The sequence below is a fragment of the Inhella crocodyli genome (assembly GCF_004004565.1).
Taxonomy (GTDB): Bacteria; Pseudomonadota; Gammaproteobacteria; order Burkholderiales; family Burkholderiaceae_C; genus Inhella; species Inhella crocodyli.
In genome coordinates, this window is sequence record NZ_SACM01000001.1 from 1,259,587 (window position 1) to 1,284,175 (window position 24,589).

The 24,589-nt window shown below is 68.7% G+C and carries 23 protein-coding genes; 11 read left to right on the forward strand and 12 right to left on the reverse strand.

Annotation, left to right across the window (positions count from 1 at the left end):
• Positions 1-11: 11 nt before the first annotated feature.
• The 5 genes from EOD73_RS05820 to EOD73_RS05840 are packed head-to-tail and all read right to left on the reverse strand — an operon-like array spanning position 12 to position 5,406.
• Positions 12-260 carry a MoaD/ThiS family protein gene (locus tag EOD73_RS05820; protein WP_240660610.1) on the reverse strand — a complete coding sequence of 83 codons (249 nt, stop codon included), beginning with the start codon at positions 258-260 and terminating at the stop codon, positions 12-14.
• Positions 254-1,471: a molybdopterin molybdotransferase MoeA gene (locus EOD73_RS05825; RefSeq protein ID WP_127681716.1), complete on the reverse strand. Its 1,218-nt coding sequence runs from the start codon at positions 1,469-1,471 to the stop codon at positions 254-256. Before EOD73_RS05825 ends, EOD73_RS05820 begins: the two co-directional genes overlap by 7 nt.
• A complete protein-coding gene (gene thrC / locus EOD73_RS05830) occupies positions 1,455-2,861 on the reverse strand; it encodes a threonine synthase (protein WP_127681718.1) in 1,407 nt (468 codons plus the stop codon). Before thrC ends, EOD73_RS05825 begins: the two co-directional genes overlap by 17 nt.
• Positions 2,861-4,177, reverse strand: a complete 1,317-nt coding sequence (locus EOD73_RS05835) for a homoserine dehydrogenase (RefSeq protein ID WP_127681720.1) — start codon at positions 4,175-4,177, stop codon at positions 2,861-2,863. Before EOD73_RS05835 ends, thrC begins: the two co-directional genes overlap by 1 nt.
• Positions 4,174-5,406, reverse strand: a complete 1,233-nt coding sequence (locus EOD73_RS05840; RefSeq protein ID WP_127681722.1) for a pyridoxal phosphate-dependent aminotransferase — start codon at positions 5,404-5,406, stop codon at positions 4,174-4,176. Before EOD73_RS05840 ends, EOD73_RS05835 begins: the two co-directional genes overlap by 4 nt.
• An 89-nt stretch (positions 5,407-5,495) precedes the next feature.
• On the opposite strand from EOD73_RS05840, the gene EOD73_RS05845 reads away from it, so the two are divergent.
• The 4 genes from EOD73_RS05845 to EOD73_RS05860 all read left to right on the forward strand — a co-directional run bounded on the left by EOD73_RS05845 (position 5,496) and on the right by EOD73_RS05860 (position 10,167).
• On the forward strand, positions 5,496-5,867 hold the full coding sequence (locus tag EOD73_RS05845) for an Mth938-like domain-containing protein (RefSeq protein WP_127681724.1): 372 nt from the start codon (positions 5,496-5,498) through the stop codon (positions 5,865-5,867).
• 128 nt (positions 5,868-5,995) lie between these two features.
• Positions 5,996-6,484, forward strand: coding sequence for a peroxiredoxin (locus EOD73_RS05850; protein ID WP_127681726.1), 489 nt, complete (start codon positions 5,996-5,998; stop codon positions 6,482-6,484).
• Between the two features lie 483 nt (positions 6,485-6,967).
• Positions 6,968-8,377, forward strand: coding sequence for an alpha-amylase family glycosyl hydrolase (locus tag EOD73_RS05855; protein WP_127681728.1), 1,410 nt, complete (start codon positions 6,968-6,970; stop codon positions 8,375-8,377).
• Between the two features lie 101 nt (positions 8,378-8,478).
• Entirely contained in the window at positions 8,479-10,167 is a 1,689-nt protein-coding gene (locus EOD73_RS05860) for a PhoH family protein (RefSeq protein ID WP_127681730.1), read from the forward strand.
• A 63-nt stretch (positions 10,168-10,230) separates the two neighbouring features.
• Here the strand turns inward: EOD73_RS05860 and EOD73_RS05865 are convergent, their stop codons facing one another.
• On the reverse strand, positions 10,231-10,839 hold the full coding sequence (locus tag EOD73_RS05865; protein WP_127681732.1) for a PEP-CTERM sorting domain-containing protein: 609 nt from the start codon (positions 10,837-10,839) through the stop codon (positions 10,231-10,233).
• Between the two features lie 223 nt (positions 10,840-11,062).
• Here EOD73_RS05865 and EOD73_RS05870 point away from each other — a divergent pair, with 223 nt between their 5' ends.
• Positions 11,063-11,749, forward strand: a complete 687-nt coding sequence (locus EOD73_RS05870) for a DUF3047 domain-containing protein (RefSeq protein ID WP_127681734.1) — start codon at positions 11,063-11,065, stop codon at positions 11,747-11,749.
• A 16-nt stretch (positions 11,750-11,765) separates the two neighbouring features.
• Here EOD73_RS05870 and EOD73_RS05875 read toward each other — a convergent pair whose 3' ends face one another.
• Complete coding sequence (locus tag EOD73_RS05875) at positions 11,766-13,667, reverse strand: propionate--CoA ligase (RefSeq protein ID WP_127681736.1); 1,902 nt, start codon at positions 13,665-13,667, stop codon at positions 11,766-11,768.
• Positions 13,668-13,918: 251 nt separating this feature from the next.
• On the opposite strand from EOD73_RS05875, the gene EOD73_RS05880 reads away from it, so the two are divergent.
• From EOD73_RS05880 to EOD73_RS05895, 4 genes are read left to right on the forward strand one after another with little or no spacing between them, the layout of a single operon-like run.
• On the forward strand, positions 13,919-14,560 hold the full coding sequence (locus tag EOD73_RS05880) for a C40 family peptidase (RefSeq protein ID WP_310733054.1): 642 nt from the start codon (positions 13,919-13,921) through the stop codon (positions 14,558-14,560).
• A 29-nt stretch (positions 14,561-14,589) separates the two neighbouring features.
• A complete protein-coding gene (moaA, locus tag EOD73_RS05885) occupies positions 14,590-15,696 on the forward strand; it encodes a GTP 3',8-cyclase MoaA (RefSeq protein ID WP_127681740.1) in 1,107 nt (368 codons plus the stop codon).
• 5 nt (positions 15,697-15,701) lie between these two features.
• Positions 15,702-16,280 carry a molybdenum cofactor guanylyltransferase MobA gene (mobA, locus tag EOD73_RS05890; protein WP_127681742.1) on the forward strand — a complete coding sequence of 193 codons (579 nt, stop codon included), beginning with the start codon at positions 15,702-15,704 and terminating at the stop codon, positions 16,278-16,280.
• A gap of 36 nt (positions 16,281-16,316) precedes the next feature.
• Positions 16,317-16,760, forward strand: a complete 444-nt coding sequence (locus EOD73_RS05895) for a Crp/Fnr family transcriptional regulator (protein WP_127681744.1) — start codon at positions 16,317-16,319, stop codon at positions 16,758-16,760.
• Here the strand turns inward: EOD73_RS05895 and EOD73_RS05900 are convergent, their stop codons facing one another.
• The 3 genes from EOD73_RS05900 to EOD73_RS17525 all read right to left on the reverse strand — a co-directional run bounded on the left by EOD73_RS05900 (position 16,761) and on the right by EOD73_RS17525 (position 19,561).
• A complete protein-coding gene (locus tag EOD73_RS05900; RefSeq protein WP_127681746.1) occupies positions 16,761-17,663 on the reverse strand; it encodes a patatin-like phospholipase family protein in 903 nt (300 codons plus the stop codon).
• Positions 17,663-19,327: an NAD(P)/FAD-dependent oxidoreductase gene (locus EOD73_RS05905; RefSeq protein WP_127681748.1), complete on the reverse strand. Its 1,665-nt coding sequence runs from the start codon at positions 19,325-19,327 to the stop codon at positions 17,663-17,665. The genes EOD73_RS05900 and EOD73_RS05905 overlap by 1 nt, the downstream gene beginning before the upstream one ends.
• Before the next feature lie 69 nt (positions 19,328-19,396).
• A complete protein-coding gene (locus EOD73_RS17525) occupies positions 19,397-19,561 on the reverse strand; it encodes a hypothetical protein (RefSeq protein WP_164845951.1) in 165 nt (54 codons plus the stop codon).
• Between the two features lie 154 nt (positions 19,562-19,715).
• Between EOD73_RS17525 and ybiB the strand changes: the two genes are divergently transcribed.
• Together ybiB and EOD73_RS05915 are read left to right on the forward strand one after the other, a co-directional pair.
• Positions 19,716-20,657, forward strand: a complete 942-nt coding sequence (gene ybiB / locus EOD73_RS05910; RefSeq protein WP_127681750.1) for a DNA-binding protein YbiB — start codon at positions 19,716-19,718, stop codon at positions 20,655-20,657.
• A 652-nt stretch (positions 20,658-21,309) separates the two neighbouring features.
• The gene (locus tag EOD73_RS05915; RefSeq protein ID WP_127681752.1) at positions 21,310-22,182 is read left to right on the forward strand and encodes a hypothetical protein; all 873 of its coding nucleotides are present in this window, start codon (positions 21,310-21,312) and stop codon (positions 22,180-22,182) included.
• On the opposite strand, the gene EOD73_RS05920 is transcribed toward EOD73_RS05915, so the two are convergent.
• Positions 22,183-23,259, reverse strand: a complete 1,077-nt coding sequence (locus EOD73_RS05920) for a fatty acid desaturase family protein (protein ID WP_127681754.1) — start codon at positions 23,257-23,259, stop codon at positions 22,183-22,185.
• Between the two features lie 168 nt (positions 23,260-23,427).
• Complete coding sequence (locus tag EOD73_RS05925) at positions 23,428-24,549, reverse strand: ferredoxin reductase (protein WP_164845952.1); 1,122 nt, start codon at positions 24,547-24,549, stop codon at positions 23,428-23,430.
• Between the last annotated feature and the right edge of the window lie 40 nt (positions 24,550-24,589).

Here is a 24,589-nt window from a genome sequence, read left to right on the forward strand (position 1 = left end):
GGCGGCGCGCCTCAACCGCCGGTCACGGGCGGGAAGAAGGCGACCTCGTCCCCGTCCGCGAGCAGCGCCGATTCCTCGGCCATCTGCTGGTTCAGCGCGCACCGCAGGAATTGCGAGCGGTCCAAGGCTTGGGCGTGCGCCCCGCCCTGGGCGATCAAGGCGTCGCGCAGTTGCCCCAGGCTTTGGCCGGGCACGAAAGGCCGCAACTCTTGCGGGCCGAGTTGCTCGCGCAAGCGGGCGAAGTACTTCAGGGTCAGCACGTCAGGTCAGAAAGCCACAGGGCCTCGAGCGTATCGCCCGGCTGCACCGTCTGCCCCGGCGCCAGCACGGCCAGCGCATCGGCGAAGGCCAGGCTGCTGAGCACGCCCGAGCCCTGGTTGGGGTAGAGGGCCAGCGTGCCGCCTTCGCTCAGGCGAACCCGCACGAACTCCTCGCGCTTGGGATCGGCCTTGGGCCAGGCAAAGGCCGCCGGCAAGCGCAAGCGCGCGGGCTCGGCTTGGGCCGCGCCCATGCGCGCCAGCAACAAGGGCCGGGCCAGCAGCAAGAAGGTGACGAAGCTCGAAACCGGGTTGCCCGGCAGGCCGACGAACAGGGCCTCGCTGCCATCGGCACGGCGCACCGCCCCGTGCGCGAAGGGCTTGCCCGGCTTGATGGCCACTTGCCACAGGTCCAAACGGCCCAAGGCCTGCACCGCGGGCTTGACGTGGTCTTCCTCGCCCACCGACACCCCACCGCTGGTGACGATGACATCGGCCTGGGCGGCGGCCCTTTGCAAAGCGTCCTGCGTCGCGTCCAGGCGGTCGGGCACCAGGCCCAGGTCTTGCACCTCCGCCCCGAGGCCTTCCAGCAGCGCGCGCAGGGTGAATCGGTTGCTGTTGTAAATCGCGCCCGGAGGCAAGGGCTCGCCCGGCATGACCAACTCGTCGCCGGTGCTGAACAGTGCCACGCGCAAGCGGCGGCGCACGCTCAGGCGCGCCAAGCCCACCGAGGCCGCGAGCCCCAGCGCGGCCGCGTTGAGCCGCGTCCCGGCTGGCAGCACGGTGGCGCCGGCTTGGATGTCTTCGCCCCGGCGGCGGATGTGCTGGCCGGGGCGCACGTCGCCCGGTGCCTGCACCCAGGACTGGCCGGCGTCGTCGGTGCGGACGTGGCAGTGCTCTTGCATCACCACGGCGTCGGCACCCGGGGGGATCGTGGCGCCGGTGAACACGCGCGCCGCCGTGCCATCGACCAGCGCCTCGGGCCAGTGCCCGGCCGGCACGCGCTGGCTCACGGGGAGTTCGCGGCCGACCTCGGCCGCGCGCAGCGCGTAGCCGTCCATGGCGGCGTTGTCGGCCGGTGGCACGTCCAGCGTGGACGCCACGTCGGCCGCCAGCACCCGGCCCAGGCACTGCGCCGTGGGCAGGGTCTCGACCTCGGCGACCGCCGTCACGCCGGCCAGCAAGCGCTGCAGCGCCTCAGCGCGCGTCAACATGGGCGTCGATGAAGGCACGCACGGCCTGCACGTCGTTGTCGATCACGGTCACGCGCTTGGGCAGGGCCTCGATGCCGTCCAGGCCGGCCGGGCGAGGCGGCTCCTGGCCCGTCGCCTCGCGCAAGGTCTCGGCGAACTTGGCCGGCAGCGCCGTCTCCAGCACGATCATGGGCACGCCGGCTTGCCGGCGCTCCAGCGCCACCTTCAAGCCGTCGGCCGTGTGCGGGTCGACCAGGCGCCCGTAGCGCTGCTGGCAGGTGCGAATCGTGGCCAGGCGATCGGCGTGGCTGCTGCGACCCGAGGCGAAGGCGTAGCGCCCCTCGACCGAGGCCCTCTCAGCCGCACTCAGCTCAAACGAAGGGGACGTGAAGGCCGATTGAACCCGCGCGCCGTCGCGGCCGAACAGGTCGGCGATGAAGCGCTCGAAGTTGCTGGCCTTGCTGATGTCCATGCTCGGGCTGCTGGTCGCGTGCGTTTGCGCCGCGCCGCGGGGCGCGTAGCGCCCGGTGCGGAAGAACTCGTCCAGCACATCGTTCTCGTTGGTGGCCACCACCAGCTGCGCGATCGGCAGGCCCATCTGCCGCGCCACGTGGCCGGCGCACACGTTGCCGAAGTTGCCACTGGGCACGGTGAAGCTCACGCGCTCGTCGTTGGACTTCGTTGCCGCGAAATAGCCCGCAAAGTAGTACACGACCTGGGCCAACAAGCGCGCCCAGTTGATGCTGTTGACCGTGCCGATGCGACGGCTCTTCTTGAACCCCAAGTCGTTCGACACCGCCTTGACGATGTCCTGGCAGTCGTCGAACACGCCGCGCACCGCGAGGTTGTGGATGTTCGCGTCTTGCAGGCTGAACATCTGCGCCTGCTGGAAGGCGCTCATGCGGCCGTGCGGGCTGAGCATGAACACGCGCACACCGGCACGGCCGCGCATCGCGTACTCGGCGGCGCTGCCGGTGTCGCCGCTGGTCGCGCCCAGGATGTTGAGTGCTTCGCCGCGGCGACCCAGCTCGTACTCGAACAAGGCGCCCAGCAACTGCATGGCCATGTCCTTGAAGGCCAGCGTGGGCCCGTTGGACAGCTCTTGCAGGTGCAACCCCGGCTCCAGGGTGTGCAGCGGGGTGATCTCGGGCCGGCCGCCGAAGACCTCGGCGCGGTAGGTCTGGGCCGTCAAGCGGCGCAGGTCCTCGGCCGGGATGTCGTCGATGTAGAGCGACAGGATTTCGAACGCCAACTCGGCGTAGCTCAAGGTCCGCCAGCGCGCCAAGGTGGCCGCATCGATCTGCGGGTAGTGCGTGGGCAGGTAGAGGCCACCGTCGTCGGCCAGGCCTTCGAGCAAGATGTCGCAGAAGCGCTTTTGTGGGCCGCCGCCGCGGGTGGAAACGTACTTCATCAGGCCAACTCTTCCTTGCGGATGCGGGCGATGGGCGCCAGCACCGAGGGCAGGCTTTGCATGAACTCTTGGGCGCGGTTCATGCGCTCTTCCACGGTCACGTGGGTCAAGATGATCAGGTCGGTCTGGCGCTCGCCCTCCAGGCTTTCACGCTGCAGCACGGCGTCGATGCTGATGTCGTTCTCGGCCAGGATGGTCGTGATGCGCGAGAGAACGCCGGTTTCGTCGGCCACGCGCAGGCGCAGGTAGTAGGCGGTGCGCACCCCGTCCATGGGCAAGATGGGGGTGCCCTGCATCTGGTCGGGCTGGAAGGCCAGGTGGGGCACGCGGTGGTCGGGGTCGGCCGTGGCCAGGCGGGTCACATCGACGATGTCGGCCACCACGCTCGATGCGGTGGGTTCAGCGCCGGCGCCCTTGCCGTAGTACAGCGTGGTGCCCACGGCATCGCCCTGCACCATGACGGCGTTCATCGCGCCTTCGACGTTGGCGATCAGGCGCTGCGCCGGCACCAAGGTCGGGTGCACACGCAGCTCGATACCGCCCAATTCATTGCGGCGGCGCGTGATGCCCAAGAGCTTGATGCGGTAGCCGAGTTGCTCGGCGTACTTGATGTCCACCGCCTGCAACTGGCTGATGCCCTCGACGTGCGCCTTGGCGAATTGCACCGGGATGCCGAAGGCGATCGCGCTCAGGATGGTGAGCTTGTGCGCCGCGTCCACGCCTTCGATGTCGAAGGTCGGGTCGGCCTCGGCGTAGCCCAGGCGCTGGGCCTCTTTCAGCACGGTGGCGAAGTCCAGGCCCTTGGCCCGCATCTCGCTCAAGATGAAGTTGGTGGTGCCGTTGATGATGCCGGCCACCCACTCGATGCGGTTGCCCGCCAGGCTTTCGCGCAGGGCCTTGATGATGGGGATGCCCCCGGCCACGGCGGCCTCGAAGGCCACCATCACGCCCTTGTCGCGGGCCGACGAGAAGACCTCGTTGCCGTGCACCGCAAGCAGGGCCTTGTTGGCGGTCACCACGTGCTTGCCCGCCGCGATGGCGGCCATCACCACCTCGCGCGCGACGCCCTCGCCACCGATGAGTTCGACCACGATGTCGATGTCGGGGTCGCGAATGATCTCCATCGGATCGGCGACCACGCGCACGCCCTCGCCCACCTGGGCGCGGGCCGCGGCCAGATCGCGCCGGCACACGGCGGCGACCTCGATGCGGCGCCCGGCGCGGCGGCTGATTTCCTCTTGGTTGCGCGTCAACACTTGGTAGGTGCCGCCGCCGACGGTGCCAAAGCCCAGCAGGCCGACTTTGATGGGTTTCATGACGCGTGTTTCTTTCGGTAGCCAGCGAGGAATCGGGCGATGCGGCCGATGGCCTCTTCCAAATCGTCCAAATGGGGCAGGAACACCAACCGGAAGTGGTCGGGCGTGGGGTAGTTGAAGCCGGTGCCTTGCACGATCAGCACCTTTTCTTCGGCGAGCAGCTCGTAGGCGAACTGCTGGTCGTCGGCGATGGGATAGATCTTGGGGTCCAGCCTCGGGAACATGTACAGCGCCGCCTTGGGCTTGACGCAGCTCACGCCCGGGATGGCGGTGATGAGCTCGTAGGCCCGGTCGCGCTGGCGGGTCAAGCGCCCGCCGGGCGCCACCAGGTCGTTGATGCTTTGGTAGCCGCCCAAGGCCGTCTGGATGGCCAGCTGACCGGGCGTGTTGGCGCACAGGCGCAGCGAGGCCAGCATGTTCAGGCCTTCGATGTAGTCCTTGGCGTCGCGCTTGGCGCCGCTCACCACCATCCAGCCGGCGCGGTAGCCACAGCTGCGGTAGTTCTTCGACAGGCCATTGAAGGTCACGAACAGCACGTCGTCGGCCAGGGAGGCCATGGCCGTGTGCTTGACGCCGTCGAACAGGGTCTTGTCGTAGATCTCGTCGGCCAGGATGACCAGGCCGTGCTCACGCGCGATGTCGATGATGCCGAGCAGGGTCTCGTTCGGGTAGAGCGCGCCCGTGGGGTTGTTCGGGTTGATGACGACGATGCCACGGGTGCGCGGCGTGATCTTGGCGCGGATGTCGTCCAGGTCCGGCAGCCAGCCCGCGCTCTCGTCGCAGCGGTAGTGGACGGGCACGCCGCCAGCCAGCCCCGTGACCGCGGTGTACAGCGGAAAGTCGGGCGAGGGGATGAGCAACTGATCGCCGTCGTTGAGCAGGGCCATCACGGCCATCTGCACCAACTCCGACGCGCCGTTGCCCAAGTAGACGTCGTCCACCGTCACCCCGGCCACGCCCTGCTGCTGCGTGTAATGCACGATGGCGCGGCGCGGGGCGAAAAGGCCCTTGCTGTCGGTGTAGCCCGCGGCCTCGGTGCTGGGCAGGTTGCGGATCATGTCCTGCACGATCTCGTCGGGCGGCATCAGCCCGAACGCGGCGACGTTGCCGATGTTCAGCTTGATGATCTTTTGGCCCTCGTCTTCCATCTGACGGGCTTTTTCCAGCACGGGGCCACGGATGTCGTAGGCCACGTTGGCCAATTTGCTGGACTTGTGCAGGGGTTTCAAAACACGGGCTCCGAGAGGGCACTCTCTATAGTGTGCGGCGCACCAATTTCAACACACGAGACCCTCTAGCCTTCGCCGGCTGCGAATCCATGAAGTTCCAACTCGACACCGCCACCGGCGGCAATGTGATCACGCGGGTGGAACCCGGTTGCGTCTGGGTCAACGGGCAGGCGCACCAGCGTCCGGTCGTGGTGCCATGGGCTGGGCCGGTGGTGCCATGGGATCTGGAGGACTTTGACGCGCTGCGTGCCACGCATTTCGAGGCCTTGCTGGGTCTGAAGCCCGAGTTGGTGCTGCTGGGCACCGGCGCACGACTGCGTTTTGTGCACCCGGCCCTGAGTCAGAGCCTGATGCACGCCGGGATCGGCATGGATTGCATGGACCTCGCGGCGGCCTGTCGCACGTTCAGCGTGCTGACGGCCGAAGGTCGCAAGGCCTTGGGGGCCTTGATTCCGAGCTGAGGCGGGCGGGCTTGACGCTCCCGTATAATCGCGGGCTGCGTCTGGTTCGGTTGACCGGGCGCCCCCTGCAACGGGGGCTGGTGCTGGGTTCAACCGGCGCTGGTTCCCCAACACGAGAAGCCGACCTCATGACGCCAGCGCTCAACAAAGCCCTTCCCGACATCGAGGCCCAAGCCACCGGCGGGCTGAAGTTCACCCAGCATAGCTTTGCCGGGAAGTTCTTGGTGCTGTATTTCTACCCCAAAGACAACACCCCGGGGTGCACCACGGAGGCCATGCAGTTCCGTGACCACCACAAGGAACTCACGAAGTTGGGCGCGGTGGTGATCGGCGTGTCGCGCGACAACCTCGCCTCGCACAACAAGTTCAAGGAAACCCTGGGCTTGCCGTTTGAGTTGGTGGCCGACACCGAAGAGAAGCTCTGCCACCTGTTCGGCGTGGTCAAGAACAAGATCATGTACGGCAAGAAGGTCAAGGGCATCGAGCGTTCGACCTTCTTGGTCGACCCGCAAGGCGTGCTGCGCGCCGAGTGGCGCGGCGTCAAGGTGGCCGGCCACACCGAAGAAGTCGTGGCCGCCATCAAGGCCCTGCAAGCCGAAACCAAGGCCGCGGCCTGAGCCTTCGGCGTCCCCCAAAAAAGCCCGGCACTGCCGGGTTTTTTTGCGCCCGCTCCACGGCGAGCGCCAGCGACGCTGTAGCCAAGCTACAACGCATCTTCAACAGTTTTTGACATTTTGTGCAGCGCACCTACGGGTTAGCGCGCTGCATATGGGCTCGGCGTGTAGTCAAACTACGCCCCATCGCGCACCCCGTCGCCTGCAGTACGACGTCGAGGGATCGGCAGTATTGGATGGCGCGATCGCCCCCAGGGAGACCGACCACCGCCTGCCACGCACGGGCGGGGCCGCATGGAGCCGAACGCGATGCACGACCTCTTGATCCAGCCGCCCGGCTGAGCCTGGCCGCCCGTCCTGGGCCGCCCTTTTTTCTTTCCCCTGCTGACCCCGTCTCGGCGCCCGGCCTTTGGACCGCTGGCGTCGCGGATGCGGCCGCGCCTGCCCGTTCCACACCAACACCGCCCCACCCCGAGGAGACCCCCCATGACCCCGTTCCTGACCCGTTTGCGCCTCAAGCCCGTACTCGCCGCCCTCGCGCTGGGCGCCGCCAGCCTTGGCAGCGCCCAGGCCGACGTGATCCTGCACGCCTTCAACTGGAAGTACGCCGACGTGCAAGCCCGCGCCGCGCAGATCCAGGCCGCGGGTTACCGCATCGTGCTGGTCGCACCGGCTTACAAGTCGGAAGGCACGGCCTGGTGGTCGCGCTACCAACCGCAGGACTACCGCGTCATCCACGGACCCTTGGGGGACACCACTGCGTTCAAGAACATGATCGCGGCGCTCAATGCCAAGGGCATTCGCGTCTATGCCGACGTGCTGCTCAACCACATGGCCAACGAGGCCTACAAGCGCTCTGACCTGAACTACCCGGGAACGGCGGTGCTCAACACCTACGCGGGCAACCCCACCTACTACAACGGCATCAAGCTCTTCGGCACGCTCACCAGCAACTTCCTGGGCGCCGGCGACTTCGGCCAAGCCGCGTGCATCAATAACTACACCGATGTCTGGCAGGTGCAGAACTGGCGTCTGTGCGGCGGCAGTGGCGATGCCGGTCTGCCGGACTTGGTGGCCAACAGCTGGGTGATCAGCCAGCAGCAGCAGTACCTGCAAGCGCTGAAGAACATGGGCGTGAAGGGCTTTCGCATCGACGCCGCCAAGCACATGCCCAACAGCCACATGAACGCGGTGCTCACGTCCACGATCAAGAGCGGCATGCACGTGTTCGGCGAAATCATCACCGGCGGTGGCGCGGGCGAATTGGAGTACGACCGCTTCCTGGCACCCTACTTGAGCGGCACCGACCACGGCGCCTACGACTTCCCGCTGTTCGCCACGATCCGCGGCGCATTCGGCATCAACGGCTCCTTGAGCAGCCTGGTCGACCCGACGGCCGTGGGCCAGGCGCTGCAGCCCTCGCGCGCGGTGACCTTCACCATCACCCACGACATCCCAAACAACAGTGGCTTCCGCTACCAGATCATGGACGCCACCGACGAGAAGCTCGCCTACGCCTACATCATGGGCCGCAACGGCGGCGTGCCCATGGTCTATTCCGACAACAACGAGAGCGGCGACAACCGCTGGGTGAACGCCTACGACCGCGCGGACATCAAGGGGATGGTGCGCTTCCACAACAGCGTGCAAGGCAGCGACATGCAGGTGCTGTCGCACGGCCAATGCCACCTTGTCTTCCGCCGCGGCAACCAGGGCATCGTGGGCATCAACAAGTGCGGCAGCACGGTCAACGCCACGGTGAACATGAACAACAGCGTGCTGTGGTGGAACACGAACTACACCGACACCCTGGGCTCGGGCAATGTGGTGCGCATTTCGAGCGGCAGCTACACCTTTGCACTGCCCGCCCGCACGGCGCGCATGTGGATGCGCTGAGCCCGAGGACCGAGGGCTGGTGCATACTGGCCCACATGCGCAGCAGCCCTGCTTTCTGAACCCAAAGCCGCTCCCCCGTGGGCGGCTTTTTCATTTCTGCCATGCCACTGCCCAAAGCCCCCAGCAAGAAAGCCGATCGCGTCGATGCCAAGAGCGTGTCTTCCGCGCTCAAGCCCATGAAGCAAGCGCCGACGGTCAAGGCCAGCGCGCCCGCCCCCCGCGCGGCACCCCCTGCCCGTCAGGCTGCGGCTCCGGCGCCCCTGCCCCCGCAGACCTCGACCCCGGTGACCACAAGCACCGCGCCGTCCAGCCCCATGGCCCCGCTGGCGGCCCGGGCCAAAGCCGTGACCGGCACCAAGGCGCGCACCAAGTCCCGAACCAAGCCGGGCGAGCCGACCAAGCTCTTCGTGCTGGACACCAACGTGCTGATGCACGACCCGATGTCCTTGTTCCGCTTCGACGAGCACGACGTCTTCTTGCCGATGATGACGCTGGAGGAGTTGGACGGCCACAAGAAGGGCATGAGCGAAGTGGCACGCAACGTCCGCCAAGTCAGCCGCGAGCTGGACGTGCTGGCGGGCGCCATGAGCACCCAATCGCTGGAGGAAATGGCCAAGGGCCTGCCGCTGGACCACAGCGGTCACAAGGAGGCCACCGGCCGCTTGTTCTTCCAGACAGAAGCCTTGGCCACCACGCTGCCATCCGGCCTGCCGCAAGGCAAGGCCGACAACCAGATCCTGGCCGTCGTGCAGGCCCTCAAGGAGCGCAACCCCGGGCGCGAGGTGGTGCTGGTGTCCAAGGACATCAACATGCGCATCAAGGCCCGCGCGCTGGGCCTGCCAGCCGAGGACTACCGCAACGACAAGGCGCTGGAAGACTCCGACCTGCTCTACACCGGCGTGCAACAACTGCCCGCCGACTTTTGGGAACGCCATGGCAAGACCATGGAAAGCTGGAGCGCCAACGGCCTGACCTACTACCGCATCAGCGGTCCGTTGGTGCCTTCGCTGCTCATCAACGAGTTGGTTTACCTCGAAGCCCCGGGCGAGACCCCGCTGTACGCCCGCGTCACCGAGATCACGGGCAAGAGCGCCGTGCTGCGCACCTTGAAGGACTACGGCAACAGCAAGCACGCCGTGTGGGGCATTGCCGCGCGCAACCGCGAACAGAACTTCGCGCTGAACCTGCTGATGGACCCCGAGATCGACCTCGTCACCCTGACCGGCACGGCCGGCACCGGCAAGACCTTGATGGCCCTGGCCGCAGGCCTGTCGCAGGTGCTGGACGACCGCCGGTACAGCGAAATCATCGTCACCCGCGTGACGGTGCCGGTCGGCGAGGACATCGGCTTCTTGCCCGGCACCGAGGAAGAGAAGATGAGCCCCTGGATGGGCGCGCTGGACGACAACCTCGAGGTGCTGACCAAGGGCGATGGCGGCGCCGGCGAGTGGGGCCGCGCCGCCACGCAGGAACTGATGCGCAGCAAGGTGCGCATCAAAAGCCTGAACTTCATGCGCGGCCGCACCTTTCTGAACAAGTTCGTCATCATCGACGAGGCGCAGAACCTGACGCCCAAACAGATGAAGACCCTGCTGACCCGGGCCGGCCCGGGCACCAAGATGGTCTGCCTGGGCAACCTGGCGCAGATCGACACGCCGTACCTCACGGAAGGCAGCTCCGGCCTGACCTTCTGCGTCGACCGCTTCAAGGGCTGGGCGCACAGCGGGCACATCACGCTGGCACGTGGCGAGCGCTCGCGCCTCGCCGACTTCGCTTCCGAAGTGCTTTGAGGCGTCTGCAGGCATGAAAAAGGGCGCCCCAGGGGCGCCCTTTTGCTTTGGCGGGGTGCCTGATCAGGCACGGCGGCGGCGGACCGCCCAGACACCGAACACGGCGAAAGCGGCCAGGCCCAGGGCGCCCGGCTCCGGCACGGTCAGGCTGACCGTGTCGAGCGAACCGCCCAGGCTGTCGTTGCCGCCCACCGAAGCAAAGCGCAGGCTGTTGGCGCCCGCGGCGGCGTAGACGTCGAACGAGAACACGTTCCAGTTGTTCTGGCTGCCGCCATTGCCAGTGAACGTCGGCGCCAGTTGCTGGCCGTTCCAGAACACGTTGATGCCGTTCGAAGCCGCGCCCACGCCGGGGCGGGGGCTGTAGGCAAAGCTCAGCGTGTACGCCGCGCTTGGCACCAAGCTGTTGAACAACTGCTCGATGGTCGTGTTGCCGTTGGTGTCCAACTCGATGTAATTGCTGCCCGTGTGGGCGGCACCGGCCACGTTGTTGCGGATCTCAAAACCCGTGCCCGGGCCACCCACGCGGGTCCAGCCGGCCATCGTGGTGACGTTTCGCCACGTGCCGTTGGCCACGGCCGTGGCTTCGAAGTCGCCATTGACGACGAGATTGATCGGGGCGGCGTGGGCCAGCAGAGGCAGGCTCAACAGCGCGGCGGTCAGCAGTTTGCGCATGATTACGAGGAGTTAACGGGGCCCGGCGGACCCACCGCGGGCGAATGTGCCGCAGCGGGGGCCCCAAGCGCCGTGAACAAATCACACCCACCCATGACGGCCGGTCGGCGCCCCCCCAGGCGAGGGGACGCAGGCGGTCCGATCAACCCAAGCCCTGCGGCCTGCCAACAACAGGCTGCCGGTGCCATGATGCGCGCGCCTTCGCTTGCCCGAGTCGCCATCCATGACCCTGTCCCGCCGACTGCTCCTGTCCGCCGGCGCCGGCACGCTGGCCGCCTGCGCCAGCGCGCCGCCCGCCCCCACCGACCCCGAGCTGTGGCACGACCTGCCCTTGCCGGGCAAGGCGCGCAGCCGCTACCAGCGGGTGTTCAAGGGAGGGCGCTGGGCCTTCGAGGCCAACGCCGAGCGTTCGGCCAGCATGTGGCGCCAGCGGGTGGATGTGGCGCCCGAAGCCGTGGGAACGGTGGGCTTTTCGTGGTGGGTCGATCGCCTGATGCCCCGCGCCGACGTGGCCGACAGCGCCCGCGAGGACGCCGTGGCGCGGGTGATCTTTGGCTTCGACGGCGACGTGCAGCGCTTGCCGGCCCGCACCCGCGCCATGTTCGAACTGGCCCAACTGCTGACGGGCGAGGAGCCGCCCTACGCCACGCTGATGTACGTCTGGGACACCCGCGCGCCCGTCGGCACTTTGGTCACCAACCCACGCAGCGACCGGATTCGCAAGTGGGTGCTGGACAGCGGCCCCGAGCAACTCGGTCGCTGGCGCGACCACCGCCGGGACCTGCGGGCCGACTTCGAGCAGGCCTTCGGCGAGGCGCCAGGGCGCCTGCGTTCCGTTGCGTTGATGACCGATGCCGACAACACCGGTGGCACGGCGCGGGCCTGGTACGGCCCGCTGCAGTGGGGCTGAGGCGCTCAGGCTTGCACTAAGCGGCCGCCACCACCGCCTTGAGGCCTTGGAGGGCGCTGGCGTCCTCGATGGTGGACAGGTCCCCCGTGTCCCGCCCCTCGCACACCGCCTGCATGGCACGCCGCAACAACTTGCCGCTGCGGGTTTTGGGCAGCAAGGGCAGCACCAGCACCCGCGCCGGCCGGGCCACGGCGCCCAGCTGTGCGTCCACGTGGGCTTGCACGCCTTGCGCCAGCCCCTGGCCATCGCCCTTGGGCACGACGAAGGCCCAGGGCACCTGGCCCTTGAGGGCGTCGGCCACCCCCACCACGGCCACCTCGGCCACGCCGGGGTGCGAGGCGATGCACTCCTCGATCTCTCGGGTGCCCAGGCGGTGCCCGGCCACGTTGATGACGTCGTCGCTGCGCCCCAAGATGAAGGTGTAGCCGTCGGCGTCTCGGGTGGCCACGTCGAAGGTGGAGTAACGCTGCGGGCCGGGCAGGCTGCCCCAGTAGGTGTTCACGAAGCGCTGGTCGTCGCCCCACACCGTTTGCAAGCATCCCGGCGGCAGCGGGTAGTCCATGGCCAACACGCCCTTGTGGCCGGGCTCGGTCACGGGCTCTCCGGTTTCGGGGTCGACGAGCACCGCGCGGTAGCCGGGCATGGGCACGCCCGGGCTGCCCAGGCGCTCGTGCATGGGGGCGACGCCCCGGGCCAAGGTCAGGATCGGCCAGCCGGTCTCCGTTTGCCAGTAGTTATCGATCACCGGCTTGCCCAGCGCATCGCGGATCCAGCGCGCGGTCGGCTCGTCCAAGGGCTCGCCCGCCAAGAACAGGCTGCGCAAGCCGCTGAGGTCGCTCTGGGTCAGGTAGGCCGGATCGGCCTTGCGCAGCACGCGCACCGCCGTCGGCGCGCTGAACATCACGCTCACCTTGTGCTTGGCCGCCAAGCGCCACCAGACGCCCGCATCGGGACGCACGGGCAACCCTTCGTACATCAGGGTGGCCATGCCGGCGATGAGCGGGCCGTACACGATGTAGCTGTGCCCCACCACCCAGCCGATGTCGCTGGTGCTGAAGTAGGTCTCGCCGGGTCGCCCGTCGAAGATGTGCTTCATTGACATGGCCAGGGCGACCGCGTAGCCCCCCACGTCGCGCTGCACGCCCTTGGGCTTGCCCGTGGTGCCGCTGGTGTACAGGGTGTAGCTGATCTGGTTGCTCTCCAGGGCCGCGCAGGGCACGGCACGGCCGGCCACGCGTTCGCGCTCCTCGTGCCACACCAGGTCGCGGCCCGCCGTGCGTTGCAGGGGCTGCAGGCCGCGGTCGATCCACAGCACCCGCTCCGTGCGGTGCGTGCTCTGGCGCAGGGCCTCCTCCAGCAGCGGCTGGTAGGCCGTGACCTTGCCGCCGCGACTGCCGGCGTCGCAACTGACGATGAGCTTGGGCTGAGCGTCGTCGATGCGACCCGCCAACGACAGCGAGGCGAAACCGCCGAACACCACGGAATGGATCGCGCCGATGCGAGCGCAGGCCAGCATGGCGAACACCGCCTCGGGCACCATCGGGCAGTAAATCAACACCCGGTCGCCCTCGCCCACGCCTTGGTCTTGCAGCACAGCGGCCATGGCCTGGACTTCACGCAGCAACTCGGCAAAGGTCCAGGTCTTTTCTTGGTCCACCTCGGTCGACGACCAAATGAGCGCCGCCGCGTCGGGCCGGGTGGCGGCATGCCGGTCCACGGCGTTGTGGCACAGGTTGGTGCGCCCGCCCACGAACCACTTGGCAAACGGCGGTTGGCTGCCGTCGAAGACTTGGTGCCACGGCTCGAACCAGTCGATCAAGCCGGCCTGCTCGGCCCAAAAGGCCTCGGGCTCGGCCAGCGAGCGGTCGTAAAACGCGGCGTACTGGCCGGTCGGGTCGGCTTGAGCGCTCAGGGTCATGGCGGGGTCGGTCCAGGGCTGTGGGAGGCCAAGATTGTGAAAAGCGCTGCCTGACGTGGGGCTGACCAGCGCGGTCTTTGCCGCCTGGGGTTTGCCCTGAAATTCGACCGGGATCGCGGGTCGATTGGGTTGACACCCCCTCCGCCCGGGGCCCACACTTCGCGGCTTCGCAAGGCTCCTGGCCCGCGTCAGCGGGTCGCCCGGCAGCTTCGCTGGGCCGAATGCCAACCAATCCCAACGGATCCACACTTTTGACGTCAGTTCTGCGCTTCTTGTTGCCTTTTGCCTGCGCCCTTGCGCTGGGCATGGCACAAGCCGCGCCGGCCGGCCCCGTGGAACCCGACGCCGCCGAAGCCCCCAAGCCGGCGGCCAGCCAGCCGAGCGCTTCGCCCGCCGGGCTGCAGAAGTTCCTCCAAAACCAAGGCTGGATCGGCCCGCCGGCCGAAGGCGAGACCGCGGCCCCGGCGGGCGAGCAGCGCGGTTGGCTGAGCGGCGTGCGCGACGGCGCGGGCGCCATGGTGCGGCGCGCCATGGGTTTCTTGGGCGTGCCCTACGTGCGCGGCGGCAACAACGGCGAAGACGGCTTCGACTGCAGCGGCTTCACGCGCTACGTCTTCGAGCACAGCCTGGGCCTCGTGCTGCCCCGCCGCGCCGACGAGCAAGCCCGCAGCGACAGCCTGCTGACCATCGACCGCGCCGACCTCAAGCCCGGCGACCTGGTGTTCTTCAACACCATGAAGCGCACCTTCTCCCACGTCGGCATCTACTTGGGCGATGGCAAGTTCATCCACGCCCCGCGGGCTGGCGCCGTCGTTCGCGTGGAAGACATGCGCGACGCCTACTGGTCGCGCCGCTTCACCGGCGCCCGCCGCGCCACCCAGCCGGCCTCCTGAGCGCGCGGCCCTGGGCACAATGCCCGGCCATGAACGAGGTCCGCATCCCCCTGCACAGCCTGCGCCCAGCCTCGGCCGTGCACGTGCCTCCGGGGCAAGCCGTCCTCGACGCCCTGCAGCGCCCGCTGCGCGACCTGCGCATCTCGGTCACCGACCGCTGCAACTTCCGCTGCACCTACTGCATGCCCAAGGAGGTGTTCGGCCCGGGGCACAAGTTCCTACCGCACGGCGACTTGCTGAGCTTCGAAGAGATCGCTCGCACGGCCCGTGTGTTCGCCGGCCTGGGCGTGCGCAAGCTCCGCCTCACGGGCGGCGAGCCCTTGCTGCGACGCGGCCTGCCAACGCTGGTCGAGCAACTGGCCCAGCTCCGCACGCCGGACGGGCACCCCCTGGACCTCACCCTGACTACCAACGGCTCGCTGTTGCGCAAGCACGCGCGTGCGCTGGCGTCGGCCGGCCTGCAGCGCGTCACGGTCAGCCTGGACGCCCTGGACGACGCGGTGTTCCGCCGCATGAACGACGTCGGCTTTCCCGTGGCCGACGTGCTGGACGGCATCGAGGCCGCGCGCGAAGCCGGCCTGGGGCCCATCAAGGTCAACGCCGTGGTGCAGCGCGGGGTCAACGAGCAAGAGCTCTTGCCCCTGGCGCGCCACTTCCGCGGCACCGGCGTGGTCATGCGCTTCATCGAGTTCATGGACGTGGGCGCCAGCAACGGCTGGCGCCTGGACGACGTGGTGCCCAGCCAGCAGCTGCGCCAACGCCTGCACGCCGAACACCCCCTGCACCCGCTGGACCCGAGCGAGCCCGGCGAAACCGCCCAGCGCTGGGCCTACGACGACGGGGCCGGTGAGGTGGGCTTCATCAGCAGCGTCACCCAGGCCTTCTGCGGCGAATGCACCCGCGCCCGCCTGAGCACCGACGGCCGCCTGTTCACCTGCCTGTTCGGGCACCAAGGCCTGGACCTGCGCCGTTGGCTGCGCGACGCCAACGTCGACGACGAGACCCTGCGCGCCCACGTGGCCGGTCACTGGGCCCAGCGCCAAGACCGCTACTCGGCCCTGCGCCTGGCCGCCACGCCCGAGGCCGAGTGGCTGCGCACGCGCCAGCGGGTCGAAATGTCCTTCATTGGGGGCTGAGGCCCATGCCCGGCACCCTCGGCCTCGTGCTGGCTGGTGGCCGCGGCAGCCGCCTGGGCGGGGTGGACAAGGGCTTGCAGCCTTGGCGCGGCACGCCCTTGGTGGACGCCGTTCTCGCCCGGCTGGCGCCGCAAGTGGGCGCCGTCGCCCTGAGCGCCAACCGGCATGCCGAGGTGTACGCGCTGCGCGGTTGGCCCGTGCTGGCCGACGCCGACCCCCAAGCCTTCGACGGCCCGCTGGCTGGGATGCTGGCCGCCCTGACCCACGCCGAAGCCCACGGTTGGGACTGGGTGCAACTCGCCGCCTGCGACACCCCCTTGCTGCCGCTGGACCTGTGCGCCCGCTTGCACGCCGCCGTGGGTGCGGCGGACGCCGCCTACCCGATGCCGCCACGCGGCCCCGAGCCCGCGCACGCGCTGCTGCACGTGCGCACGCGCCCGCGCTTGGCGGCGGCCCTGGCGGGCGGCGAGCGTCGCCTGCTCGGCTTTCTGCGCAGCCTGCCGGCCGTGGCGGTGGCCTGGCCGGATGCGGGCCAGGCCTTCGCCAACCTCAACACCCCCGAGGCTTGGCAGGATTTGTGCTGAGTGGCGGGCCGGCCGGCCGGGGCTAGCATCGGCCGCATGGCCCTCGTTCCCGCCCCCTTTGCCGCTCAATTCCCGCAACTGGCCGCGCTGGCGCAACGCGGCATCGCGCGATCGCTGAACGCCGGCGACTTGCTGCTGCGCGAGGGCGACCACGGCGACGCGCTCTACATCCTGCTCAGCGGCCGCCTGCGGGTGTTCGGCCGCAGCGGGCCCGAGGAGCGCGAGCTGTTGTACGGCCACTGCGAGCCGGGCGACTACGTGGGCGAGATGGGGCTCGACGGCGGGCCGCGCATCGCCAGCGTGCAAGCCCTGGAAGCCAGCGAGGTCGTGTGCGTCAACCGCGAAGGCGTGCTGGATTACCTGCGGGAGGACCCCGCCTTTGCCCTGAGCCTGCTGGGCAAGGTGATGCGCCGCATCCGCAGCACGCAATCGGCGCTCAAGTCGCTCCAGGCGGCACCAGCGGCACCCGCCCGGGTGTGATCAACGCGGCGCCACCGCCGCTTTCAGCCGTGGAAGCATGGCCAGCGCCACGGCCCGGCCGGCCGCGATGGCCTGCTTGCGGGCGCTGAAGTCGCTGCTGGCCACGCCGTTCAGGTCGGGGCGCAGCACCACCTCGGCCTCGCGCAGCTCCAGGCTGTTGATGCTGCGGCCCATGATGGCCACCGTTTGCATCAGCATGCTGAAGGGGTCGGTCTTGGTCTTGGGGTCGGGCGGCGAGCTGATGTCGATGGCGATCACCACCTCGGCCCCCATCTGCCGCGCGTAGCGCACCGGCACCGGGGCCACCAGGCCCCCGTCCACGAAGGTGCGCGCGCCGATCTCCACCGGCTGGAACACCGCCGGCACCGCGCTGCTGGCCCGCACGGCCAGGCCCAGGTCGCCGCTGCGGAACAGCACGCCGCTGCCGTCATGCAAATTGGTGGCCACGATGCCCAGGGGCACGGGCAGCTGCTCGATCGTCTTGCCGCCGGTTTGCTGGCGCACGTAGCGGGCCAGGGCCTCGCCCTTGATCAGCCCTTTGAGCGGGAAGCTCCAGTCGGTGATGGCGCCCTCGTCCATCGTCTCGGCCAACTTGGCCATCTCCTGGCCCGACTTGCCGCTCGCGTACAGCGCCGCCACCAGGCTGCCGGCCGAGGTGCCGGCCACCAGGTCTACCTTGATGCCGTTTTCTTCCAGCACCTGGATGACGCCGATGTGCGCAAAGCCGCGCGCCGCGCCACCGCCCAGGGCCAGGGCCACTTTGGGGGCCTTCAGCACGCGCGGGGGCGGCGTGGGGTCGGGCGACGGCGGCCCAGGCTGCGGCGCCGGGGCGGGGCCCATCACCGAACACGCGCTCAACAGGCCGATCAGGCCCGCCAGGGCCAGGGTCCACAGGCGGCGCATCACGCGGCCACGCCCAAGATCGAACGCCCCACCGACTCGGCCACCTCGATGCCGTCCACCCCCGCCGACATGATGCCGCCGGCGTAGCCCGCGCCCTCGCCCGCCGGGTACAGGCCCTTCACGTTCAGGCTTTGGTGGTCCTTGCCGCGCGTGATGCGCAGCGGCGACGAGGTGCGCGTTTCCACGCCCGTCAGCACGGCGTCGGGTCGGTCGAAGCCGCGGATCTGGCGGCCGAAGGCGGGCAGCGCTTCGCGAATCGCGTCCAGCACGTAGTGCGGCAGCACCGGGCGCTCGGGGTCGGCCACCTGGGTCAGGGTCACGCCCGGCTTGTAGGAGGGCTCCACCTCGCCGAACACCGCCGAGCGCTGGCGCTTCAAAAAGTCGCCCACCAAGGCGCCGGGCGCGCGGTAGCCGCCCTCGCCCAGCTCGTAGGCGCGGCTTTCCCAAATGCGCTGGAAGGCCACGCCGTCCAGCGGGTTCACGGGGCCGCTGGACAGGCCGTCCTGCCGGTAGTCCTGCGGGTTGATGCCCACCACGATGCCGGCGTTGGCGTTGCGCTCGGCGCGCGAGTACTGGCTCATGCCGTTGGTGACGACGCGGTTCGGCTCGGACGTGGCCGCCACCACCGTGCCGCCGGGGCACATGCAAAAGCTGTACACCGAGCGCCCGTTGCTGGCGTGGTGCACCAGCTTGTAGTCGGCCGCGCCCAGGATCGGGTGGCCGGCGTTGGGGCCGAAGCGCGCGCGGTCGATGACCGACTGCGGGTGCTCGATGCGAAAGCCGATCGAGAAGGGCTTGGCCTCCATATAAACGCCGCGCTGCTGCAGCATGGCGAAGGTGTCGCGCGCGCTGTGGCCCAGGGCCATCACCACGTGGTCGGCGCGCAGCTGCTCGCCGCTGTCCAGCGTCACGCCGCGGATGTGGCCGTCCTCGATCAGCACGTCCGTCACCCGCTGCTGGAAGCGGATCTCGCCGCCAAGCGCGGTGATGTCGGCGCGCATCCTCTCGATCATGCTCACCAGCCGGAAGGTGCCGATGTGCGGCTTGCTCACGAAGAGGATCTCTTCCGGCGCGCCGGCCTTCACGAACTCCGTCAGCACCTTGCGGGTGAGGTGCCGCGGGTCGGAGATTTGGCTCCAGAGCTTGCCGTCGGAGAACGTGCCCGCCCCGCCCTCGCCGAACTGCACGTTGCTCTCGGGCTGCAGCACGCTTTGCCGCCACAGGCCCCAGGTGTCCTTGGTGCGCTCGCGCACGGCGCGGCCCCGCTCCAGCACGATGGGCTTCAGGCCCATTTGCGCCAGCACCAAGGCCGCGAACAGGCCGCAAGGCCCAAAGCCCACCACCAGCGGGCGCAGCTTCTCGCCGCTGGCGTAGAAGTCCGCCGGCGCTTGCGCCACGTTGCGGTAGGTGGTGTCCGGGCTCGGGCGCAGGTGCGGGTCGCCCTGGGCCAGCAGCGCGGCCTCCTTCGCGGCCTCGGCCAGCTCGCAGTCCAGCGTGTAGATCAGCTGGATGTCGGTCTTGCGGCGCGCGTCGTAGGCGCGCTTGAATACCGTGAATGCCACCAACTCGGCGTCGCGCTTCAGGCCCAAGCGCGCCATCACCGCCGCGCGCAAGGCAGGCTCGGCGTGATTCAAGGGCAGACGAAGGTCGGTGATGCGGAGCATGGCGGAGGCGTCAAGCTGAAAAACCAACGGCGCCCAGGGGCGCCGTGCGGAAGGAGTTCGGAAGACCGATCAGCCTTGGTGCGGACGCTTGCCCGGGTTCTTCTTGCTGCGGGTGTGCGAGCCGCGCTCTTGGCTGCGCTTTTGGCCGCGGGCGGTCGTGTAAGTCACGCCCTTGGGGGCGACGGGACGGGGGGTGGCCTTGCGGTCGGCTTCGGTGCGGATCTTGTTGCCCATGGTGTGGCTCCAGAAAATGAGAGAGGTTGAACGGGCAGAAGCCAGCGAGGGACATCGGCGCATTGCCTGCCACAGGCCTCGCGTGCGGGGCACGCGCGGGCGACAGGAAGGGCGGGAGTTTAGGCGATGCCCGTCTGCCTACACTGAACCGGCCATGAGCCCGCCTGCCGCACCGCCCCTCGACCTCCCCGCCCTGATCAAAGAAATCGGCCGCGGCGCCCGGGGCGCCCGCGACCTGAGCCGCGCGCAAGCCGCCGCCCTCTTCGGCGCCATGCTGGACGGCGAGGTCGACGAGCTGCGCCTGGGCGCCATCGTGCTGGCCCTGCGCGTCAAGGGCGAATCGGTGGACGAGCTGCTGGGCTTTCACGACGCCATGCAGGCCCGCGTGCAGCGCCTGCAGCACCCGAAGCGGGTCGTGCTGCTGCCCACGCTCAACGGCGCGCGCAAGCTCTTGAACCTCATGCCCCTGCTGGCCCTGCACCTGGCCCAGCAAGGCGTGCCCGTGCTCGTGCACGGCCGCAAGGACTTCGGCGCCGCCCGCGGCGACACCTTCGCCCTGTTCGCCGCCCTGGGCCACCCCCTCTGCACCAACCTGGCCGAGGCGCAAGAGCGCCTGAACGCCCAGAACCTGGCCGTGCTGCCCACCGCCCTGCTCTGCCCGGGACTTGACCGCCTCATGGCCCTGCGTCCCCGCCTGGGCCTGCGCAACAGCGCGCACACGATGGCCAAGCTGCTCGACCCCTCCCGCGGCCACAGCGTGCGCGTGGCGGCCGTGACGCATGGCGACTTCCTGGATGCCCTGGCGACGGTGCTGCCTCAACTGGACGGGCCGAGCTTGTTGCTCAAGGGGTGTGAGGGGGAGGCCTATCCGCACCCGCGGCGGCCGGCGAGTTTGCAAGCGTTTGCGGGCGGGAAGCCGCTCGACTTGGCCTTGGCAGAGGCTGAGGAAGCATCACTTTGGGAAAGCTCGGGCAATACCGAAGCGGACGCCGAGGCGCTGCGCGGGTTTTCGCTGGCGGGCCAGCAATCTTGGCCCACGCGAATGCAGGAGATGGCGGCAGTGCTGGAGCAGTTGGTCAGCACTGCGATTCCGTGACCACTCCTCGGCACAGAGAGAAGGAGCCGTCTTGAAGTCAATTCACGCTCAACATTGGACTGCTTCGATGCTTGAAAATGAGTAACCCAGGCATTAAAACTTCATTTCCCGCGCTTTTGCGATGGACTTTAATCACCTCGCCGCTCATTTACTTTGTGCTCGGCATATACATATCCACACGGTTCGATAGCTTTTTACTTTTCTTGATGTCAGTCGGTTTCGGCTCTTATTTTTCTTACGCAGCTTGGCGCCGCACAAAGGAGCTGCCAGCCTCATTGGGCACGCTCAGTCTGAGCTTTGATAACGCATACCTCGCAGATTTTTTTGACAAATTGCTAACGCTGCATGCAATCATTTCTCCGATCTGTATTTTGATTGCCCTGATTGTTTAGCAAGGAATCTGAGCGAGGGCCGTTGAATCCGTAGCACGAATTGCAGACTGACCTTTTTCCCCAGTTACTTGGAGGGGGTGTCACTTGCCCGCTGCCCCAAGATCCAAAACATCTATCCCGCATGACTCAACGAAATGCGCATAGCTCCTTGACCGCGCACGCTCCTAAGTAGCTGTTGTACCAAGTGAAATATCTTTTGGATGTTTCCTGGATCGCACAAGCCTTGCGGCACAGGCCAGGCGACAGGTTTACTGCGGCGCATGACCCCCAGCCGCACTTCGCCCCCCACCCCATTCCCTGACCGCTCCCGTCCGCCGGCCCGCCGCTGGTGGGCCACTTGGGTTGGCACCTTCCTACTGGCCGCCTGTGGCGGCGGTGGTGGCAACACCGCCAACGACAGCAGCGCCAGCGCGCCAACGCCACCGACCACGCTCACTGCCGAGGTCAGCGTGCTGATGATGGGCAACAGCCACACCTCGTCGGCCCGCTTGCCCGAGCAGCTGGCGGCCCTGCTGCGTGGCGGTCTGCCGGGCAGAACGGTGGCCGTTGCGGTGGCGCCAGGTTGGATGTTTTTGGACGAACGCCTGGCCCACGGGCCATCGATGGCGCTGCTGCGCAGCCAGCCTTGGACGGCGGTGGTGCTGCAGGCGCAGAAGTACAGCACCACGGGGCAGTACAGCTACTCCACGCAGGAGGCCGAACTTCTGGTGCAAGCCGCGCGTGGCCAGCGGGCGCTGCCCGTGCTGTTCCCGGAGTGGCCACGGCTGGGGGTGCCGGAGACGGCCCAGATTCACGACTTGCACGTGGGCATTGCGCAGGTGCAGCCAGCCTGCGTGGCGCCCATTGGGCAGGCTTGGGACCTGGCGCTGCAGCGCCACCCCGCGCTGCGCCTGCACAGTGACGACGGCAACCATGCCGACGTACCGGGCGCTTACCTGGCGGCGCTGGTGCTGTACAGCACCATCACCGGGGGCTCGCCGCGCGCGCTGCCGGACATCGACAACGGCTTGGCGCCGTCCGTGCAGGCACAGCTGCGCGCGGCGGCTGCCGACACGCTGCAAACCTGGCCAGCGCGCCGCCATTGCCCGGCGGATGCCGTGCTGGTGAGCGCGGGGCCGCGGCCGCAGGGGTGATCAGGCGGGCACGGCCTTGGGCGGGAACGTGTTCACCCAAATCCGCTTCATCACCGTGCCGTACTGCTTCCACAGGCTGCCGGTGTTGTAGCGAAGGCCGTACTTCGCGCACAGCGCTTGGATTTGCGGCGCCACCTCGGCGTAGCGGTGCGCGGGCATGTCGGGGAACAGGTGGTGCTCGATCTGGTGGCTCAGGTGCCCCGTCAGCACGTGGAACCAGCGCGGGCCGGTGAGGTTGCTGGAGCCGGCCAGCTGGCGCAGGTACCAGTCGCCGCGGGTTTCCTTCTCGCAGTCTTCGGGGCGGTAGATGGCCACGCCTTCGGTGAAGTGGCCGCAAAAGATGACGAGGTAGGTCCAGAGGTTGCGCAGCAGGTTGGCCGCGGCGTTGCCGGCCAGCACGCGCAGCCAGCCGTGCCAGGCCAGCAGCGGGAACAGCGCGTAGTCCTTGGCCCACTGCAGGCCCACCTTGCGGCGGAAGCGCTTCCAGCGGTCCATGAAAACGGGCTTGGGCAGGGCGCCGTGCTTGTAGCGGCCCAGCTCCAGGTCGTGCGAGCCCACGCCGTACTGGAAGCCCAGGGCGAGCATGGCGTTGGCGATGGGCTGCAGCCAGTGGCGGGGCTTCCAGCGCTGCTCGGGCGTCATGCGCAGCAGCGAGTAGCCCAGGTCGCGGTCCTTGCCCAGGATGTTGGTGTAGGTGTGGTGCACCACGTTGTGCGAGTGGCGCCAGCTTTCGCCGTCGCAGGCGATGTCCCACTCGTAGGTTTGCGAATTCAGCGCCGGGTCGCCCGTCCAGTCGTACTGGCCGTGCATGACGTTGTGGCCGATCTCCATGTTGTCCAGGATCTTGGCGTGGGCCAGGGCGAGCACGCCGCCGAGCCAGCTGAGCGGCCCCACGCCGAAGTGCAGCAGCGCGCGGCCCGCCGCCTCGCTGGCGCGGCAGCGCCAAATGATGCGACGCAGGTGGTCGACATCGGCCTGACCGAGGTCGTTCATCACCCGCTCGCGAATGGCGTCGACCTCGGTTTGGAACTGCGCGACTTGTTCGCGGGTGAGGTGGGTGGGGGCGGCGAAGCTCATGGCGTTTCAGAGGGTGAGAGGGGATCGGATATGCCCGAAAGGGCCGCCCAAGCGGCCCCGATCTAGGCGCGAAGCACAGCCGTAGCTCGTGCTACGGCGAGCATTCGCAACGACGAGTGGGGGCGTTTGGGCGGTCAAGGCGGGCATGTGCGATCCGCTTTCACCCTCTCATAGGTCGAGGGTCAGGTCGGAGCGTGCGGCGCTGACGCACAGGCGGATGAGTTCGTTCGGCTCGCTGCTGAGCGCGCCGGTTTGCAGGTTTTGCACCGTGCCGCTGCGCTTCACGCACTGGCAGGAGCGGCAGATGCCGATGCGGCAGCCGTGCTTGGGCGCGAGGCCGGCTTGCTCGGCCTGCTGCAGCAGCGAAGTGGCGCCGGTGCTGGCGAAGCGGCGGCCGGCGCGCTGGGCTTGGACGATCACGGGCGCTTCCAAGGGCTGGGGAGGCGTCCACGCCGGCGCAAAGCGCTCGCGGCGCAGCGGGGCCCGCGCGCCGTGGGCGGCCCAATGGGCGTCGACGGCGTCCATGAAGGCGGCAGGCCCGCACAGCCAGGTCGGGCGCCCAGCCCAGTCGGGCACGGCGGCGGCCAGCTCGGCGGGCGTCCATCGCCCCGCGCTGGCGCTGAAGTGCAGGTGCACGCGCAGGCCGGGCAGTTCCGGGCACCCGCTGGCCAGGGCGCGCAGTTCGTCGCCAAAGATCAGGTCTTGCGGCGTGCGGCAGACGTGCACGAAGTCGACCGCACCGGCATGGCCCAGGCGGCGCAGCGCGCGCAGCAAGGCCATGACGGGCGTGATGCCGCTGCCGGCGCTGAGCAAGGCGAGCCGCGCGGGCGGCACGGCGGGCAGCACGAAGTCGCCCTCGGCGGCACCCAGCGCCACCACGTCGCCCACGCGCAGGGCGTCGTGCAGGTGGTTCGACACCAGCCCGCCCGGCTGGCGCTTGACGGTGATGGCCAGGGGGCCGTCGTCCGGGGCGCTGGAGAGGCTGTACGGGCGCTGCACGCGCCGGCCGTTGCGCACGGTGCGGACGGTGACGTGCTGGCCGGCTTGGTGGCCGCGCCACAAGGCGTTGGGTTGCAGCAGCCAGGTGCGGGTGTCCGGGGTTTCGTCGCGCACGGCCAGCACGCGGGCGCGCACCTCGGTCAGGGAGGCGGTGGGGCGCAGCAGCTGCAGCGCCTCCTCGATGGCACTCAGACGCACCACGTTGTCCACCAAGGGGTGGCGCAGCCAACGCACCAGGGGCTGGCTGAGGCGCTCGGCCAAGGGGCGTGCGGGGGTGGCGGTGCTGGGCATGGGGGTTCCTGGACACCCGACGGGGTGCGGCGCCCGCATT

Excerpts from the sequence above, each read along its gene's own strand:
- EOD73_RS05905 (WP_127681748.1), bottom strand. The coding sequence starts at position 19,327 with ATGCTCCGCATCACCGACCTTCGTCTGCCCTTGAATCACGCCGAGCCT.
- EOD73_RS05865 (WP_127681732.1), bottom strand. The coding sequence starts at position 10,839 with ATGCGCAAACTGCTGACCGCCGCGCTGTTGAGCCTGCCTCTGCTGGCC.
- ybiB (WP_127681750.1), top strand. The coding sequence starts at position 19,716 with ATGAGCCCGCCTGCCGCACCGCCCCTCGACCTCCCCGCCCTGATCAAA.
- mobA (WP_127681742.1), top strand. The coding sequence starts at position 15,702 with ATGCCCGGCACCCTCGGCCTCGTGCTGGCTGGTGGCCGCGGCAGCCGC.
- EOD73_RS05870 (WP_127681734.1), top strand. The coding sequence starts at position 11,063 with ATGACCCTGTCCCGCCGACTGCTCCTGTCCGCCGGCGCCGGCACGCTG.
- EOD73_RS05875 (WP_127681736.1), bottom strand. The coding sequence starts at position 13,667 with ATGACCCTGAGCGCTCAAGCCGACCCGACCGGCCAGTACGCCGCGTTT.
- EOD73_RS17525 (WP_164845951.1), bottom strand. The coding sequence starts at position 19,561 with ATGGGCAACAAGATCCGCACCGAAGCCGACCGCAAGGCCACCCCCCGT.
- EOD73_RS05860 (WP_127681730.1), top strand. The coding sequence starts at position 8,479 with ATGCCACTGCCCAAAGCCCCCAGCAAGAAAGCCGATCGCGTCGATGCC.
- moaA (WP_127681740.1), top strand. The coding sequence starts at position 14,590 with ATGAACGAGGTCCGCATCCCCCTGCACAGCCTGCGCCCAGCCTCGGCC.
- EOD73_RS05900 (WP_127681746.1), bottom strand. The coding sequence starts at position 17,663 with ATGCGCCGCCTGTGGACCCTGGCCCTGGCGGGCCTGATCGGCCTGTTG.
- EOD73_RS05855 (WP_127681728.1), top strand. The coding sequence starts at position 6,968 with ATGACCCCGTTCCTGACCCGTTTGCGCCTCAAGCCCGTACTCGCCGCC.
- EOD73_RS05925 (WP_164845952.1), bottom strand. The coding sequence starts at position 24,549 with ATGCCCAGCACCGCCACCCCCGCACGCCCCTTGGCCGAGCGCCTCAGC.
- EOD73_RS05835 (WP_127681720.1), bottom strand. The coding sequence starts at position 4,177 with ATGAAACCCATCAAAGTCGGCCTGCTGGGCTTTGGCACCGTCGGCGGC.
- EOD73_RS05895 (WP_127681744.1), top strand. The coding sequence starts at position 16,317 with ATGGCCCTCGTTCCCGCCCCCTTTGCCGCTCAATTCCCGCAACTGGCC.
- EOD73_RS05850 (WP_127681726.1), top strand. The coding sequence starts at position 5,996 with ATGACGCCAGCGCTCAACAAAGCCCTTCCCGACATCGAGGCCCAAGCC.
- thrC (WP_127681718.1), bottom strand. The coding sequence starts at position 2,861 with ATGAAGTACGTTTCCACCCGCGGCGGCGGCCCACAAAAGCGCTTCTGC.
- EOD73_RS05915 (WP_127681752.1), top strand. The coding sequence starts at position 21,310 with ATGACCCCCAGCCGCACTTCGCCCCCCACCCCATTCCCTGACCGCTCC.
- EOD73_RS05845 (WP_127681724.1), top strand. The coding sequence starts at position 5,496 with ATGAAGTTCCAACTCGACACCGCCACCGGCGGCAATGTGATCACGCGG.
- EOD73_RS05825 (WP_127681716.1), bottom strand. The coding sequence starts at position 1,471 with ATGTTGACGCGCGCTGAGGCGCTGCAGCGCTTGCTGGCCGGCGTGACG.
- EOD73_RS05920 (WP_127681754.1), bottom strand. The coding sequence starts at position 23,259 with ATGAGCTTCGCCGCCCCCACCCACCTCACCCGCGAACAAGTCGCGCAG.